The organism is Sporosarcina koreensis, assembly GCF_000826145.2.
GTDB classification, from domain to species: Bacteria; Bacillota; Bacilli; order Bacillales_A; family Planococcaceae; genus Sporosarcina; species Sporosarcina trichiuri.
Genome location: NZ_LN651333.1, coordinates 1 through 15476 on the forward strand (window position 1 = coordinate 1; position 15476 = coordinate 15476).

The 15476-nt window shown below is 53.8% G+C and carries 13 protein-coding genes, 1 rRNA gene and 3 riboswitches; of the genes, 3 read left to right on the forward strand and 11 right to left on the reverse strand.

Annotated elements, in window-relative coordinates; translation table 11 throughout:
- From BN1190_RS00010 to BN1190_RS00055, 10 genes are all read right to left on the reverse strand, one after another.
- Positions 1-127: ribosomal RNA gene (locus BN1190_RS00010) — 16S ribosomal RNA — on the reverse strand; the annotation flags it as partial.
- Between the two features lie 510 nt (positions 128-637).
- Entirely contained in the window at positions 638-1972 is a 1335-nt protein-coding gene (locus BN1190_RS00015; RefSeq protein ID WP_040284993.1) for an NCS2 family permease, read from the reverse strand.
- A gap of 98 nt (positions 1973-2070) precedes the next feature.
- A riboswitch (purine riboswitch) is annotated at positions 2071-2172 on the reverse strand.
- A gap of 2 nt (positions 2173-2174) precedes the next feature.
- Positions 2175-3713, reverse strand: coding sequence for a glutamine-hydrolyzing GMP synthase (gene guaA / locus BN1190_RS00020; RefSeq protein ID WP_040284994.1), 1539 nt, complete (start codon positions 3711-3713; stop codon positions 2175-2177).
- A gap of 138 nt (positions 3714-3851) precedes the next feature.
- Positions 3852-3953: riboswitch (purine riboswitch) on the reverse strand.
- A gap of 34 nt (positions 3954-3987) precedes the next feature.
- Entirely contained in the window at positions 3988-6165 is a 2178-nt protein-coding gene (locus BN1190_RS00025) for a DUF4129 domain-containing transglutaminase family protein (protein WP_040285148.1), read from the reverse strand.
- A gap of 5 nt (positions 6166-6170) precedes the next feature.
- On the reverse strand, positions 6171-7370 hold the full coding sequence (locus BN1190_RS00030; protein WP_052461600.1) for a DUF58 domain-containing protein: 1200 nt from the start codon (positions 7368-7370) through the stop codon (positions 6171-6173).
- Positions 7367-8317: an AAA family ATPase gene (locus BN1190_RS00035; RefSeq protein WP_040284995.1), complete on the reverse strand. Its 951-nt coding sequence runs from the start codon at positions 8315-8317 to the stop codon at positions 7367-7369. The genes BN1190_RS00030 and BN1190_RS00035 overlap by 4 nt, the downstream gene beginning before the upstream one ends.
- 150 nt (positions 8318-8467) lie before the next feature.
- Complete coding sequence (gene nadE / locus BN1190_RS00040; RefSeq protein ID WP_040284996.1) at positions 8468-9295, reverse strand: ammonia-dependent NAD(+) synthetase; 828 nt, start codon at positions 9293-9295, stop codon at positions 8468-8470.
- A gap of 6 nt (positions 9296-9301) precedes the next feature.
- Positions 9302-10777 carry a nicotinate phosphoribosyltransferase gene (locus BN1190_RS00045; RefSeq protein ID WP_040284997.1) on the reverse strand — a complete coding sequence of 492 codons (1476 nt, stop codon included), beginning with the start codon at positions 10775-10777 and terminating at the stop codon, positions 9302-9304.
- Between the two features lie 79 nt (positions 10778-10856).
- Positions 10857-11171, reverse strand: coding sequence for a DMT family transporter (locus BN1190_RS00050; protein WP_040284998.1), 315 nt, complete (start codon positions 11169-11171; stop codon positions 10857-10859).
- Between the two features lies 1 nt (position 11172).
- Positions 11173-11508: a DMT family transporter gene (locus BN1190_RS00055; protein ID WP_040284999.1), complete on the reverse strand. Its 336-nt coding sequence runs from the start codon at positions 11506-11508 to the stop codon at positions 11173-11175.
- Positions 11509-11646: 138 nt separating this feature from the next.
- Positions 11647-11754: riboswitch (SAM riboswitch) on the forward strand.
- A 108-nt stretch (positions 11755-11862) separates the two neighbouring features.
- Here BN1190_RS00055 and BN1190_RS00060 point away from each other — a divergent pair.
- The gene (locus BN1190_RS00060; protein ID WP_040285000.1) at positions 11863-12612 is read left to right on the forward strand and encodes a cyclase family protein; all 750 of its coding nucleotides are present in this window, start codon (positions 11863-11865) and stop codon (positions 12610-12612) included.
- Between the two features lie 38 nt (positions 12613-12650).
- On the opposite strand, the gene BN1190_RS00065 is transcribed toward BN1190_RS00060, so the two are convergent.
- A complete protein-coding gene (locus tag BN1190_RS00065) occupies positions 12651-13223 on the reverse strand; it encodes an NADPH-dependent FMN reductase (protein WP_040285001.1) in 573 nt (190 codons plus the stop codon).
- Positions 13224-13512: 289 nt separating this feature from the next.
- Here BN1190_RS00065 and BN1190_RS00070 point away from each other — a divergent pair, with 289 nt between their 5' ends.
- Complete coding sequence (locus tag BN1190_RS00070) at positions 13513-14736, forward strand: glycosyltransferase (RefSeq protein ID WP_040285002.1); 1224 nt, start codon at positions 13513-13515, stop codon at positions 14734-14736.
- A complete protein-coding gene (locus BN1190_RS00075) occupies positions 14699-15466 on the forward strand; it encodes an HAD-IIB family hydrolase (protein WP_082023207.1) in 768 nt (255 codons plus the stop codon). The genes BN1190_RS00070 and BN1190_RS00075 overlap by 38 nt, the downstream gene beginning before the upstream one ends.
- Positions 15467-15476: the final 10 nt, after the last annotated feature.

Here is a 15476-nt window from a genome sequence, read left to right on the forward strand (position 1 = left end):
TTGCCCACGTGTTACTCACCCGTCCGCCGCTGATCGCCGGGAGCAAGCTCCCATTGATCCGCTCGACTTGCATGTATTAGGCATGCCGCCAGCGTTCGTCCTGAGCCAGGATCAAACTCTCCATAAATCTGGCAGCCGATGCACAATGCATTGCGTCGTCAGTTTCACTCGTTCAGTCAGTCACGTACCGAAGTACGCTCCTTCCTTCTCTCGATCACTTCCTAGCACTGCAATGCGCCTCGGCTGCCAGATACGTTCACTCAATAAGAGAAAAACGCATACAGAAAATTGATTGCTCAATTTTTGCTGGCATCATTTAAGATGTCTATCAGATCTGTTGATCTGGTTTTGTCTGTTCCGCCGACGGGGTCGGCTTCCCAAACGTTAATTCGTTGACATTTTGCTGTTCAGTTTTCAAGGTTCATGTTGTCTGGAAGGCGTTTTAGTAAGTCGCGTTCCCGACTGCTTAATTACTATACCAAGCGGTCGGTTAGAAGTCAACACTTTTAGCGAAAATAATTACTCAACCCTTACTTTACCCAAAATAACAGTCCGCAAACCCTTCGATTACAACAATAAATTCACAACAACAAAAACGCTGGCGCCCTTTTCACGAAGGGCGCCAGCGGATTCACTATCACTTAATAAAGATGAAGTACAAGATGAAGAGGACCATGAGCGCGTACATGATCGGATGGATCTCTTTCTTCCGTCCGCTCAGAAGCATCGTGATCGGATAGAAGATGAAGCCGATTGCGATTCCGGTTGCGATGCTGTATGTCAGCGGCATGGCGATGACTGTGAAGAATGCCGGTACAGCCATTTCGAATTTCGTCCACTCGATATTACCGAGGTTCGACACCATCAGCACGCCTACGATGATAAGTGCAGGCGCTGTCACCTCTGGTGTTATGACGAAGAGCAGCGGCGAGAAGAACAGCGCGAGCAGGAACAGCAGTCCCGTCACGACTGAAGCGAATCCGGTTTTCGCACCTGCAGCGACTCCTGCAGTGGATTCGATGTAGGAAGTCGTCGTTGACGTCCCGAAGATCGCGCCCGTCACGGTCGCGAGGGAGTCCGCCAGCAGTGCACGTCCTGCGCGCGGCAGTTTATCGTCCTTCATGAGTCCCGCCTGGGTTGCAACAGCGACCAGTGTACCTGCTGTATCGAAGAAATCGACGAACAGGAATGTGATGATGATGACGAGGAACTGTGTGGTGAACAAGTCGCCTGGGTGCTGGAAAATCGCTTCGAAGGCAGCCCCGAATGTCGGAGAGACATCAGGTACTTTTGAAACGACTGCGTGCGGCACGTCGATCAGACTGACAAGCATCCCAACGACAGTTGTCAGGATCATTCCATAGAAGATAGCTCCCTTGATACCGCGGACCATCATGATGACTGTGATCACTAAGCCGAAAATCGCGAGCAGAACCGGGCCTTGCGACAGATCGCCGAGAGTCACGAGTGTATTCGGATCTGCCACGATGATGTTCGCATTCTGCAGACCGAGGAACGTGATGAACAGGCCGATCCCTGCCCCCACTGCATATTTCAGCTGAGCTGGTATAGCATTGATGATCAGTTCACGCAGACCTGTCAGTGAGAGGACGATGAAGATCAGACCTGAGAACAGCACGCCTGTGAGCGCAGTCTGCCAAGGAATGCCGTACGTAAGCACGACGGAAAATGCAAAGAATGCATTCAGCCCCATGCCTGGTGCAAGGCCGATCGGATATCGTGCAATCAGCCCCATGAACAGTGAACCGACCGCTCCTGCCAATGCAGTCGCTACGAAGACCGCCCCTTTGTCCATCCGCATGGCGTCTGGAATATCCGGTACCCCGTCCAGGGACAGCACCAGCGGGTTGACTGCGAGTATGTATGCCATCGCCAGGAATGTCGTCAGCCCCCCGATGATCTCCCTGCGATAATTCGTTCCCAGCTTGTCGAACTCGAAATACTTTTTCATCATCAACCGTCCTATCTGTTTGGATTAAAAAGAGCGTGCCGCAATTCATGCCGCACGCTCTTCCCACTCTTCAGAATGGACGGTCGGCGGTCTCCCGCCGGGAACGTTCCATTCATCGTAGTCAAAGCATTTACGGTGCTTTGGTAGAGACTTTCGGGCCTTATCCCCGAGGATATACGACAATCATCTATTCAGTTCAGTTTTACTCCCACTCGATGGTGCCCGGTGGCTTCGCGGTAATATCATAGACGACGCGGTTGACGTGGTCCACTTCAGCCGTGATGCGGGAGCTGATCTTCTCGAGGACTTCCCAAGGGATCTGCGCCCAGTCGGCACTCATGCCATCCGAAGAATGGACTGCACGGAGACCGATCGCATGGTCGTACGAACGTTTCCCGTCACGGACGCCGACGCTCTTGATGCCCGGCAGGATTGCGAAATACTGCCAGATCGAACGGTCGAGTCCGGCGTTCTTGATCTCTTCGCGGAGGATATAGTCGGCATCACGGACGATAGCGAGCTTTTCTTCCGTCACTTCACCGAGGACACGCACGCCGAGCCCCGGGCCGGGGAATGGCTGGCGGTTGTAGATCTCTTCCGGAAGACCGAGTGTTTTTCCGACATTGCGGACTTCGTCTTTGAACAGCGCCTTCAGCGGTTCGATCAGTTCAAATTCAAGATCTTCCGGCAGGCCGCCGACGTTATGGTGGGACTTGATCACTTCAGCGGTCGCTGTTCCGCTCTCGATGATGTCCGCGTAGATCGTTCCTTGTGCAAGGAAATCCATTCCTTCGAGTTTTGCCGCTTCCTCATCGAACACACGGATGAATTCGTTACCGATGATTTTACGTTTCTGCTCAGGATCATCCACGCCGGCAAGCTTGTCCAGGAACCGCTTGCGTGCGTCGATCTTGATGAAGTTCATATGGAACTGGTTGCTGAACGTATCGACGACACTTTCCACTTCCCCTTTACGGAGAAGGCCGTGGTCGACGAAGATGCATGTCAGCTGATCGCCGATTGCCCGGTGGATCAGGGTCGCTACGACAGAAGAGTCGACACCGCCGCTCAATGCGCACAATACGTTGCGGTCCCCGACCTGTTCACGGATCTTTTCGATTTCCACTTCGATGAAGCGGTCCATTGTCCACTCAGCGCCCGGTTTGCAGATGTCCTTCAGGAAAGTCCGGAGAATATCTTCGCCGTTTTCCGTGCTGTCTGTTTCCGGGTGGAATTGGACACCATAAAGATTCTTATCGGCATCTTCAATCGCAGTGATGTGACCGTGCTCATCTTTCGCTGCTGCCCGGAAACCTTCAGGCAATGAAGCGACTTTCACTGTGCCGCCGATATGTGCGGAGAACGATCCGTTCACACCCGCAAAGAGGGATGATGCGTCTTCCGGTGTAATTGTGGTTGCTGCACCGTGCGCTTCCATCGACTCCACAGTACCGCCGAAACGTTCCGCCAGCACTTCGAGGCCTGATCCGATACCGAGTACTGGAACGCCGAGTGTAAAGATGTCAGGATCGATGTCTGCGTCCATCTTCACATCGCCGCCCGACAGGACGATACCTGCAGCTTTCATGTGACGGATCTCCTCAGCAGTTGCAGTGTGCGGGTAGAGCTCGCTGTATACGCCCAAATCCCGGATCACACGTGTGATGAGCTGGTTGTGCGTGCTGCCTAAATCCAAAACGACGATTTTTTCCTGTTCAGATAACAATGGAGCTGCTGACATGTAATCCACCTCTTCTTTTTATTTTCAGTATACCCACAAAAACAGCAAAGACGCGAAAGAAAGGGGATCCTTCCTGCGCGTCTTCAGTTCCTACTATATAGATATCCATGAAATCACGAAAACAGACTGCAGAAACCCCGCAGCTGCCTTCGCTTTCATAGACAGGCTGTTTACGGTAGCCTGGTAGAAACATCCGAACCCTATTATCGGACCTATATGAGAGCATTCCTTATTTCTTTTCCTGCTCTCATTCTACTTCCCGCCAGCCGAAAAATCAACCACATGTATTGATGATTAAATCTTCCCACATCTCGCGCAACTGTGGCCAATTCAAGTCCTGCTTTTCATTCCCATATAGGCCCTGTTCATACGTCCGGGTCAACTCACTCATCGCCGTGTCTCCGCGCAGGCGGTCGACTTCCCCGGCATAAGCCGCGAGAGTCACGCCGGGAGGACGTGTGATGCCGATCCGCTCCAGCTGCCGGAGCAGCAGGCTGTATTCCTTCTCGAACTGCCGCCAACCGCCAGACTGCTTCCTCGCTCTGCGGACATGAAGCCGGGGCAGCCATTTTTTACGCGTGAACCATAATCCGAGTGAAACGGCAGCAGCAATCCCGGCACCTGCAGACGCAAGCGTCACGCCGGATTTCATCCAGTCGGGCACCAGATCCAACAAGCCCCCGGCCGCGGACTTCTTCCGCTTCGCTGTCTGTGCTTCTTCTTTTTTCTTGTCTAGTTCAGGCCGTTTCAGTTCTTCTTCCTGCTGTCTGTCGTCTTCTGCTGCTTCGATATCATAAGTGATAGTTGATACGCCGTTGAAACCGATTGTCGGCTCGAATGGCATCCAGCCGTAACCGGGCATGTAGGCTTCCACCCAGGAGTGCGCCTGATTGTTCGTGACGCTGTAATACCTCTTCCGGTCTTCATCCCGCTTCAGCTCGCCGGGCGCGTATCCTTTCACCCAGCGCGCCGGGATGCCGGCAGACCGCAGCATGACCACCATGGACGTACTGAAATTATCGCAGTACCCGCGTTTCGTCTCGAACAGGAACTGATCCACATAGTCATCGTCCTCCTTCGGGACTGCGACATTATCGCGGGAATACACGAATCCGCTGCGCCCGAAATACCGCTCGATCGCCTGCGCTTTCTGATAGACGCTCGGTGCGTCTTTCGTCAGCTCGGCTGCAAGGTCGCTCACCCGTGCAGGCAGTTCGGCAGGCAGCTGCAGATACGGACGCAATTCCAGCATATCAGCCTGCAGATCCTCCATCCGGGTGTCGCGCAGCGCCTTCAGGCTGAAGACCGGTTCCTCGAATTCCGTCCGGTACGTAAGAGGTGAAGGGACTTCAGCAGTCATCAAGGACAGCTGCTGCGTATTCACTTCCTGCCGGTAAGGCATCATCTCCGCGGTCTGGATCTTATTAAATCCATAAGGGTGCGGCAGGATCGGCAGCGGTTCGTACAGTTCGATATCTGCACGCTGATTGGGAGGCTCGAGTACCTGGCTTCCGATCAGACTTGAATACTCACCTGTGAATTCCGGATAGCCACTGCCGGAGGACTGCACCCACCCTTTCGTCGTATACGTATCTTTCGTTTCCATCACCCAGTATTGACGGCTGTCCGTATAGGCTTCGAGGACGAGCGTGTCATCCTGCCGGAACGGGCCGCCGAGCTGCGTATCGTCGGGATCGTAGCCGACTTTGGAGACACCCCCTGCTGCTCCCTCTCCTTCGCCGCCCAACCCCGCCGCAGACCGGATGAACGGAACTGGATCCGGCCAGGCTGGTTCCTTGACCGGCACAAGCAGTGCAAACAAGGCCGCTGCTGCCAGTGCCAGGCCGAGCGGCAGCATGATCGCAAGCAGTTGGCGTACAGAGAACTCTGTCTTCGTCTTCCCTGCGAACCGCAGCGGGAACAGGATTCCGAGCAGGAACAACCCGATCACCATCACACGGAGCACGGCGTAGGAAGCGTCAAAATCCGTGAACGTATCGACCACGGCCAGAAACAGGACGGTCATCCCGAAGAACAGGAAGATCGATTTACGGTATTCCATCCAGAACCGGAGCAGATAGGTGATCATCCAGAGGAGGATGAAAAACAGGACAGTTCTGAACAGATAGGACAGTTCCATCCATTCTCCCGACCAGATCAGCTTCAGGCTCCCCGCAAGATCCTCCGCCGTCTTCCCGAAATTTTCCGTTGTCAGGAAGTCCCCGCCATAGAAAACGGATTGGACAGACAGGAATATGTATACGATCTTCACAGGGGCACCGATCCATACGGGAATCCTGAGCAGGGCGAACAGCATGCAAAGAGCAACGAATCCATAAAAGTGGCTGATGTGCCCGGTCTCCGTCAATTCGGCGATCGGCCGCAGCCATTCGATCGTCAGGAAAAATGCCAGGATGTATAAAAAAACCAGCACCGGTTTCTGTATCTGCATCTCCTTCACGTGCGGGCCACCTCCTGGAACGATCGGTCGAACTCAGCCGAGCTGAGCAGCCGGACATGCACACCGAGCGACTTCACTTTCTTCACCTGTTCAGACACCGTTTCCGGCAGGTCGCCAGCTGTCTTCCGGATTACAAAACAGTATACCGGCTGCATGCCCGCAGCAGCGAGAACAGGCTGGAGAAACAGTGGATCGGGATTCCCCGAGATGACCACCACCGCACCCGTCCCCTGCAGGGCAGATGTGTAATTCGGCGTCTTTCCGTCATCGCTTGCCAGCGGTTTCATTCGGGCAAGCAGTGTCAGCGCCTTCTTCAGCTCCCCGCCTCCGGTTATTGTACGGATGACCGGACTGGCTGCATCCGTTGTCACGAACGCCAGGTCCGAGTGGCGGTCGGCCGCTTCTTTCAGAACAGACGCCGCAAACCGGATCTGTTCTTCGAATGTCTCCGATTCCCGTGCATCCAGCAGCAGGACCGCCTTCTCACCTCGTTTGTTTTCAAATTCCTTTGTCATCAAGGTCTGGGTGCGGGCGAAGGATTTCCAGTGGATCCAGGAGACCCGGTCGCCCGGCTGGTATTCCCGTACACTCGTTGCGATGGTCGTCTCTTTCATGAGTGAAAAAGGCGACTCCGCCGTCCCTTGCTCATGATTGGAACCGATGGGCACATAGTTCACCCGCGCGGTTTCCGGAAAGACCAGGTACGACTGAGCACCATCCGCTGCGACCACCGCCTTTTTCCGGATCCAGCCGAAAAAATCCGCCACTTCGAGCTGGATGGACGGAAAGAAATGTTCCCCGCGGGCCGTCCCCATCAGTTCGTAGTTAAGATCAAATTCCTTTCGGAAACCCGGAACGACCAGGCGCGCGGTCCGGCCCTGTGTCAGAGTGCCGGTCTCCTCAAACTCCCGGATCAGCAAGTACAGAAGAGGAAACCTGCCGGCCCGCCTGACAGTCAGTTTCACTGCCGTCTTCTCCCCGACACTGATAAGCGGCTGTTCCATCTGCCGGGTGACTGACATCCGGCCCGCGGGATAGAGTGCAATGCAGAACGAATAGAAGGCGAATGGCAGCAGGAAGTAAAGAACCGTCCAGCTCACCATGCCGCCCTGGAACTTCGCGAATACAAAGGCGCCGCCGATGAGTACCGCGACGAACAGCATCTGAATTGCCAGTACAGTATTCCTGCGCATCATACAGTGCTTGCCTTCACGATGGGCACCCGCACTTGCGCCAGCACATCCTCCAGAACACTCTCGACAGTCCTTCCACCGTACTGGGCATCAGGCTGTAAAATCAGGCGATGCCCGAATACGAACGGGAGCAGATACTGCACATCATCCGGCGTCACGTAGCTGCGTCCCCGCAGCAGCGCATATGCCTGGCAGGCTCTCATCAGTCCGAGGGAGCCGCGCGGACTGACTCCCAAATAGACGGCATGGTGGGCACGGGTGGCAGCCGCACAATCGACAATGTATGTTTTGACCGTCGAATCGACAAGGACATCGGCCGCCGCTGCCTGTAAGCCGCGGAGCTCGTCCAGTCCGATGACAGACATGAACGGCGCCATTCCCGTTTTGGCTTCCGCACGGGACAGCACTTCGATTTCGTCTGTCCTGGACGGATACCCCATCTTCAGCTTGAACAGGAACCGGTCCATCTGCGCTTCGGGAAGAGGATAGGTCCCTTCATATTCGATCGGATTCTGTGTAGCCATGACGAAGAACGGCTCAGGGAGCGGCAGTGTCCGGCCATCGACCGTCACGGCAGCTTCTTCCATCCCTTCAAGAAGAGCAGCCTGTGTCTTCGGAGACGTCCGGTTGATTTCGTCAGCCAGTACGATGTTGCCGACGATCGGTCCCGGACGGAATTCAAACTCCATCGCCTGCGGATTATAGATGGACACCCCGAGCACATCGGACGGCAGCAGGTCCGGGGTGAACTGGATCCGCTTGAACTCCGCACCGATCGATGCAGCGAGCGCTTTCACCATGACCGTTTTCCCGACGCCCGGCACGTCCTCCAGCAGCACGTGGCCGCCTGCCAGGAGAGCCGTAAGACTCAGTTCACTGATTTCACGTTTTCCGACGATCGTCCGTTCGATACCCGATAGGATTGCATCGATTTTCTCTTTATGGGACATGCTGTATCCTCCCTGCGTTTTCCTTATGATAGCATTCATTCCCTTCATCATACCGGAATAGCCGTCGACGGACAAACTAATTCACGAAACATACTGAATTCAAAAGACATAGAAAAACCTCTCTGCAAAAACAGAGAGGTCCGCCCTATATTATTTCCAGAAGTCATCAAACACCGTGACAGGCATATGACGCTTATGCTTGGAGCGGAGATAGTGCCCTTCGATGATCTTCTTCGCTTCCTCGGATACAGGGATTCCTTCAAGATAATCATCGATCTGCGTGTAACTGACGCCCAGCGCGACTTCATCAGGAAGTGCCGGTTTGTCTTCTTCAAGATCTGCTGTCGGCACTTTGTTGTAAAGGTGTTCCGGGCAGTCGAGAACCCGCAGCATTTCCTTTCCCTGCCGTTTGTTGAGCCGGGTGAGCGGCGTGACATCGGCGGCACCGTCGCCGAATTTCGTATAGAAGCCTGTGATCGCTTCAGCAGCGTGATCCGTCCCGATGACCGCACAGTGGCGGGATGCGGCGATCGAGTACTGGACTTTCATCCGCTCCCTCGCTTTTTCATTGCCTTTTTCAAAATCGGTGAGAGTGACACCTGCTGCATCGAGCGCCCGCCGGCTTGCATCGACCGCTTCCTTGATATTGACAGTGTATGTGACAGTCGGCTGGATGAAATGAAGAGCATCCTGGCAGTCGATTTCGTCGAACTGGGTACCGTACGGCAGGCGCACAGCAACGAACTTGTAGCGGTCCGTGGACAGTTCCTCATTCAGTTCATCCACCGCCATCTGCGCGAGTTTCCCGGCAAGTGTCGAATCCTGACCGCCTGAGATACCGAGCACATAGCCTTCAAGGAACGTATTCTTCTTCAAATACTCTTTCAGGAAATCGACGGATACACGGACTTCCCCGAACGCATCGATCTTCGGCTTGACATGCAGTTCTTCGATAATCTGTTTTTGCAGTTCATCCATCTTCCTTCACTCCTTTTGTTCAATGAAGTCCTGGATCATCTCCTGGACTTCCGCAATGTTGCGCATCTTGTTGTCCCAGCACTTCTGACTGAGATCGACCGGATATTCCTCCGGATTCAGCGAGCGTTTGTACTCATCCCACAGAAGACCGAGGCTGTCTTTTGCATACTGCTGTATCTCTTCCACCGTCGGCAGGCTGTAAACCACTTTGCCCTGCTCGATCACTTTCTCATGCAGGTCGCGGGCTTCAAAATTCGTGACGAACTTGGAGATGAACGTATGGACAGGGTGGAACATCTTGATGCGTTTCTCGGTTCCCGGATCTTCATCGTACAACGTAATGTAGTCACCTTCCGCCTTGCCGTTCTCCCTGTCAATGATACGGAATAATTTCTTGCGGCCCGGCGTTGTCACTTTCTCTGCATTGGATGATATTTTGATGGTATCGATAAATTCGCCGTCTTCCCCTTCGATTGCAACAAGCTTATAGACAGCGCCCAGAGCCGGCTGATCGTAGGCGGTGATCAGTTTCGTCCCGATGCCCCAGACATCCACCTGAGCTCCCTGCGCTTTCAGGTTCAGGATGGTGTATTCGTCCAGATCGTTCGATACGACGATCTTGGCGTCATGGAATCCCGCTTCGTCCAGCATCCGCCGGGCTTCCTTCGACAGGAAGGCGATATCCCCGCTGTCCAGCCGGATTCCGATGAAGTTGATGCGGTCCCCGAGCTCCTTTGCGACCTGGATTGCCGTCGGGACACCGATTTTGAGCGTATTGTACGTATCGACAAGGAAGACACAATCCCGGTGGCGCTCCGCATACGCATGGAACGCCTCGTATTCGCTTTTGTAAGCCTGGACAAGGGAATGCGCATGCGTTCCGCTCGCCCTCAGCCCGAACAGCTTGGCGGCCCGCACGTTGCTCGTCGCTTCGACGCCCCCGATCACAGCGGCCCGGGCCCCCCATACAGCCGCATCCATCTCCTGGGCCCTCCTGCTGCCGAACTCCATGACCTGCTCGTCTTTCACCACTTGCTTGATACGGCTCGCTTTCGTCGCGATCAGCGTCTGGTAATTGACGATGTTGAGGAGTGCCGTCTCGATCAGCTGCGCTTCAGCCAGCGTCGTCTCCACGCGCATGATCGGCTCGTTGCCGAAGACGGTTTCCCCTTCCTTCATGGAATACAGATCCCCCGTGAATCGGACGCCTCTCAGATAGTCGAGGAAATCCTCCTTATAATGCAGCTCTTCCTTCAAGTAATCGATATCGCTGTCAGTGAACCGGAGCTTGCGTAAATAATCGAGCACCCGCTCGAGTCCTGCGAAAACGGCATACCCGTTGCCGAAGGGGAGTTTCCTGAAATACAGCTCGAAGACCGCCTTCTTGTCATGGATGCCTTCAGCCCAATACGTTTCCATCATATTGATCTGATATAGATCTGTATGTAGTGCCCAGCTGTCATCTGTATACTTTGAGCTCACGTCTATTCGCCTCTTCCGATTTGTTCTGTAGGAATGCTTGTCCATCCCTTTACCCTTTTCAACCGATTTCCTAACTGCTTCAACTGAACAGTTTCAGGCCGGTTGCACCTGCAATGATGCATGCCAGAAACAGCATTCGTTTCCAGCCTGCGGATTCCCCGAACAGCAGGATGCCGATCAGGACGGCACCGGCAGCACCGAGCCCTGTCCAGATTGCATACGCAGTCCCCATCGGAATCGACCGCATCGCCAGCGACAGGAAAACGAATCCCCCGCCGAATGACACGATCAGCAGAGCAAGCCGTCCCAGTGTCTTCTTCTGTATGAACCAGTTGATGCACATGACTCCGAAAATTTCACCGAAGCTTGCGATCACGAGATATATCCACGCCACCTCATGCACCTCCCTCTTCCGCATCACTCGGACCGGTTGTCAGCTTGATGCCGATCACCCCGACCAGGATCAGCCCGATGAACAGCAGGCCGACCAGCTTCAAGTGTGTGCCGAATACAAGAGTATCGACCAGCACGATTGCCGCCGCCCCGCTGCCTGTGAACACCGCATAGACAGTCCCTGACGGAATCGTTTCGCATGCTTTGATGATGAAGAAAAAGCTGAAGACAATGGCAAGCGCTGTTCCTGCCCATTCAAGAGGTGTGTCTGCATGGCGGAGTCCGACGACCCAGAACACTTCAACGACCGCTGCAAGAACCACATAGATCCAAGCCAACTGAAAAACCTCCGTCCCTCTTTCCTTGCTATAGAGGAGTATACCAAACTTCTCAACAGGACAACTGTAAAATCATTGTTGCTTTCTTCCGCCGCGCATGATACTATCTATTTACAGTTTTCGAACAATTTAATAAACTTCTCATTCAGAGAGATGGAGGGACTGGCCCGATGATATCTCAGCAACCAGCCGTAACGGCCGAGGTGCTAACTCCAGGGAGTGCCGACTGCGCTCCGAAGATGAGAGCTGACATACTGTGTATTCAGAGAAGACCCTCATCTGCTTGGGGGTCTTCTTTTTTTCATTCAACAGCAGCCGGGTTGCCGGCAATAAACGATGAAGGCGGGATTTGAGATGACGACACAAACACAAACTGATGTACTGACTGCACTGGCAGCATTGAAATCGAAAGAGTGGGTGGATCTGACGCATACGTTCGGTCCGGACTCCCCTCATTTCTTCATGTTCGAGAACGCCGAGTTCAAGACGCTGTTCAGCCATGATGACGGGTTCTTCGCCCAGCAATTTTCGTTCGCGGGCCAATACGGCACCCATATCGACGCACCGATCCACTTCGTACGCGACACACGGTACCTGAATGAACTGGAACTGAAAGAACTTGTGCTGCCGCTGATTGTCATCGATCAATCGGAGAAAGCGGCAGCAGACCATGATTTCACCTGCTCGAAGCAGGACCTTCTCGCATTCGAAGAAGCAAATGGCCCGATCGAATCGGGTACGTTCGTCGCACTGCGGACGGATTGGAGCAAACGCTGGCCGGATGAAGCCGCTTTTTGCAACAAAGACGAGGACGGGAATAACCGGATTCCCGGCTGGGGTCTGGATGCACTGAAATTCCTGTTCGAGGAACGCGGTGTGAAAGCGGTCGGTCATGAAACGTTCGATACCGATTCAGCCGCGGATTTCAGGAGAAACGGCGCCCTCCATGGGGAATATTATGTCCTGGAACAGGATACGTATCAGGTTGAGCTGCTGACCAATCTCGACAAACTGCCGACGCGCGGCGCTGTCATCTTCAACATCGTGCCGAAGCCTGAAAAAGCGTCCGGCTTCCCTGTACGATCGTTCGCCATCCTGCCATAACAAAAACGCTCTGCCCGATCATCGGCAGAGCGTTTTTGTTATGCTTTCTTTCCGTGGATTTCCGTCATGCGCTCATAGAAATCGACGAAATTGCTGACGACCGAATCGAGGAATGCGACAGTCGGCTCATCCGTAAGCTCGTCGTCCTCGCTCAGCTTGTTATGGATCGAACCGATGTACACTTCGTTATTCGGGAGGATGAGCGGTGAAAGGCCGGGATTGGACAGGATCTCCCGCAAGTGGATCTGCGCCCGCACACTTCCGAACACGCCCATCGAGGAACCGACGATGAATGCCGGCTTATCGCGCAATGTCGCTTCCCCGCCGCGGGACAGCCAGTCGAGGGCATTCTTCAAAGCGCCCGGAATGGAGAAATTGTATTCCGGTACGGCGAAGAGGACAGCGTCCGAATCTTTGACATCTTCCTTGAACGCGCGAGCACCTGACGGCGGATCGTTCTCGATATCGACGGAAAACATTTCGACATCATTAATGGACACGGGTGTAATGTCAAGCTTGTCCGCATAGCGTTTCTGCATGAAATTGATAAGACGTCTATTGTAGGAAGCCGAACTTGTACTTCCGATGATCGCTTTTACACGAATTGGCATAGTGGAAAACTCCTTTTGATTTATCTTTATTTCAACATATTTTATCGTATCACGTTTTTCGGGCTGCCATAACTATTTTGCTCATCCTCCGCAGATTTATCCGCACTCCCTCCACAATATTGCCCGGGATGGTGATTTTCGGCCCACTTCTTCTGTCTTTTACATTATCGTTAAGAAGATTTAAATGGTTTCTATTAAAAATATGTTTACATTCCCTTAACATAGGGTATTAAACTATTACGCTTATTTTTAATGTTAACGATTTTTATATATATTGGAGGAGTGTAATATGGCAAAAACAATCTGTATGATTTCAGACCATGGCGATCCGCTGGCATCCCTGGGGACAAGTCAGGCTGGAGGACAGAATAATTACGTGAAGCAGCTGGCTTTGGCACTGGATGCCCGCGGGCATTCTGTCGATGTGTTTACACACTGGGCTGACGAAACGGCTCCTCAATTCGAATCGTTCGGACAGCGCTGCCGTGTCATCCGGGTGGCTGCCGGCCGGAAAGGGTTCGTCGCAAAAACGAAAATGATACAGCTCCTTCCCGCGTTTCTTGCTGAAATGCTGACTCTGCAGGATTTTTCCCGATATGATATTCTGCATACCCACTATTGGCTCTCCGGGCTTCTCGGAATACGCCTTACTGAAATGCATTCCATACCCTGGTTCCATACTTCCCATTCGCTCGCCGTTGCAAAAGAACAAGCAACGGGTGTGCGTGAAGCACGCCGTCTGAAAGCGGAACGGGAGATTCTCGCTTCCGCCACTACAGTCATCGCCACTTCACTGACGGAGAAGGCGCTGATCCAGTCGTCCGTGAAACAGCCTGCCCCCATCTCGGTCATTCCGATCGGTGTGGACAGTGCGTTCACGCCTGACAAGCCTTCTCCCCTCCAGCCGATGACATTCACCTTCGCCGGGCGTCTGGAGAAAACAAAAGGCATCTATACGCTGCTCCGCGCATTCAAGCTGCTGTCCCATTCCAACCTTCTCTCCTCCCCAGTTAAGCTCCGTGTCATCGGCGGGGATGAAAAGCAGGTGGACCCGGTTACGAAGCAGCCGATCTCAGAGGAATTGAAGAAGGCGGTACAGGGGATCGAGGACCACGTAGAGTTTCTCGGCTGCCAGCCGCAAGACCGTCTGGCTAAGGAGTTCCGTGACAGTCTCGCCGTCATCGTCCCTTCCTATTACGAATCGTTCGGTATGGTCGCTGCGGAAGCACAGGCCTGCGGAAGCCCTGTCATCGCATCCAAAGTAGGCGGACTCGGCGACATCGTGCTGGATCAGAAAACAGGGTTACAGACGGCTCCCGGCAATGTGAAGGAACTCGCCTCCGCAATGGGATTATTGGCAAAACGACCCGATATCGCCAGACAGCTCGGCCGGAAAGCTGCAGAATTCGCTAAGCAGAATTTCGACTGGACACGTATCGCGAGAAAAGTGGATAAATTATACGAAGGAGCCGGCTATGCACTCAAAGACACATATGTTGGCAACCGATCTTGACAATACGCTGGTCGGCATGCCTGAAGAACTTGAGGAACTGACCATTCTTCTCAAGCAGGAAACGGGAGGCGTCTCGCTGATCTACGTAACCGGCCGTCATGCGGATTCCGTGAAGGAACTGATGGCAGCCGAACACCTGCCGATACCGGATCTTGTCATATCAGATGTCGGGACAGCCATCTGGCACATGCCTGACTGGAAGGAAGACCGCGCATGGCAGGAAAAGATGACAGCGGATTGGAATCCTGATTCCGTGAAAACTTGCGCGAGACGTTTCCCTTCCCTGCAGCTGCAGAACCTGCCGGATGACCGGCGCGTGTCGTTCACTACGGAAGGCGATACAGCTGCTGTCCGTCAGTTCCGGCAAGCGTTGGAGAAGCAGGCGATTCCTCACGAATTCATCTTCAGTTCCAATCGGGACGTGGATGTGCTGCCGAAGGGGGCCGGAAAAGGGAATGCGCTGGATTATGTAATCCGGACATACGCGCGTCCGGATGTCCGTCTGCTTGTCGCCGGAGATTCCGGAAATGATATCGATATGCTTGATCGTGAGTGGCCGTCCGTCATTGTCGGCAATGCACATCCTGAACTGCAGGCGATATCCGATCGGCAGACCCTGTACCGGGCGGACCGGCACTGTGCAGGCGGTATCTGCGATGCCTGGCAATATTTTTATGGATCAGCGGACTCCACCGAATATAAACCGAAAAAGCTGTCCGGCAAGTCGTGATCGACTTGTC

Excerpts from the sequence above, each read along its gene's own strand:
- BN1190_RS00015 (WP_040284993.1), bottom strand. The coding sequence starts at position 1,972 with ATGAAAAAGTATTTCGAGTTCGACAAGCTGGGAACGAATTATCGCAGG.
- guaA (WP_040284994.1), bottom strand. The coding sequence starts at position 3,713 with ATGTCAGCAGCTCCATTGTTATCTGAACAGGAAAAAATCGTCGTTTTG.
- BN1190_RS00025 (WP_040285148.1), bottom strand. The coding sequence starts at position 6,165 with ATGCAGATACAGAAACCGGTGCTGGTTTTTTTATACATCCTGGCATTT.
- BN1190_RS00030 (WP_052461600.1), bottom strand. The coding sequence starts at position 7,370 with ATGATGCGCAGGAATACTGTACTGGCAATTCAGATGCTGTTCGTCGCG.
- BN1190_RS00035 (WP_040284995.1), bottom strand. The coding sequence starts at position 8,317 with ATGTCCCATAAAGAGAAAATCGATGCAATCCTATCGGGTATCGAACGG.
- nadE (WP_040284996.1), bottom strand. The coding sequence starts at position 9,295 with ATGGATGAACTGCAAAAACAGATTATCGAAGAACTGCATGTCAAGCCG.
- BN1190_RS00060 (WP_040285000.1), top strand. The coding sequence starts at position 11,863 with ATGACGACACAAACACAAACTGATGTACTGACTGCACTGGCAGCATTG.
- BN1190_RS00065 (WP_040285001.1), bottom strand. The coding sequence starts at position 13,223 with ATGCCAATTCGTGTAAAAGCGATCATCGGAAGTACAAGTTCGGCTTCC.
- BN1190_RS00070 (WP_040285002.1), top strand. The coding sequence starts at position 13,513 with ATGGCAAAAACAATCTGTATGATTTCAGACCATGGCGATCCGCTGGCA.
- BN1190_RS00075 (WP_082023207.1), top strand. The coding sequence starts at position 14,699 with ATGCACTCAAAGACACATATGTTGGCAACCGATCTTGACAATACGCTG.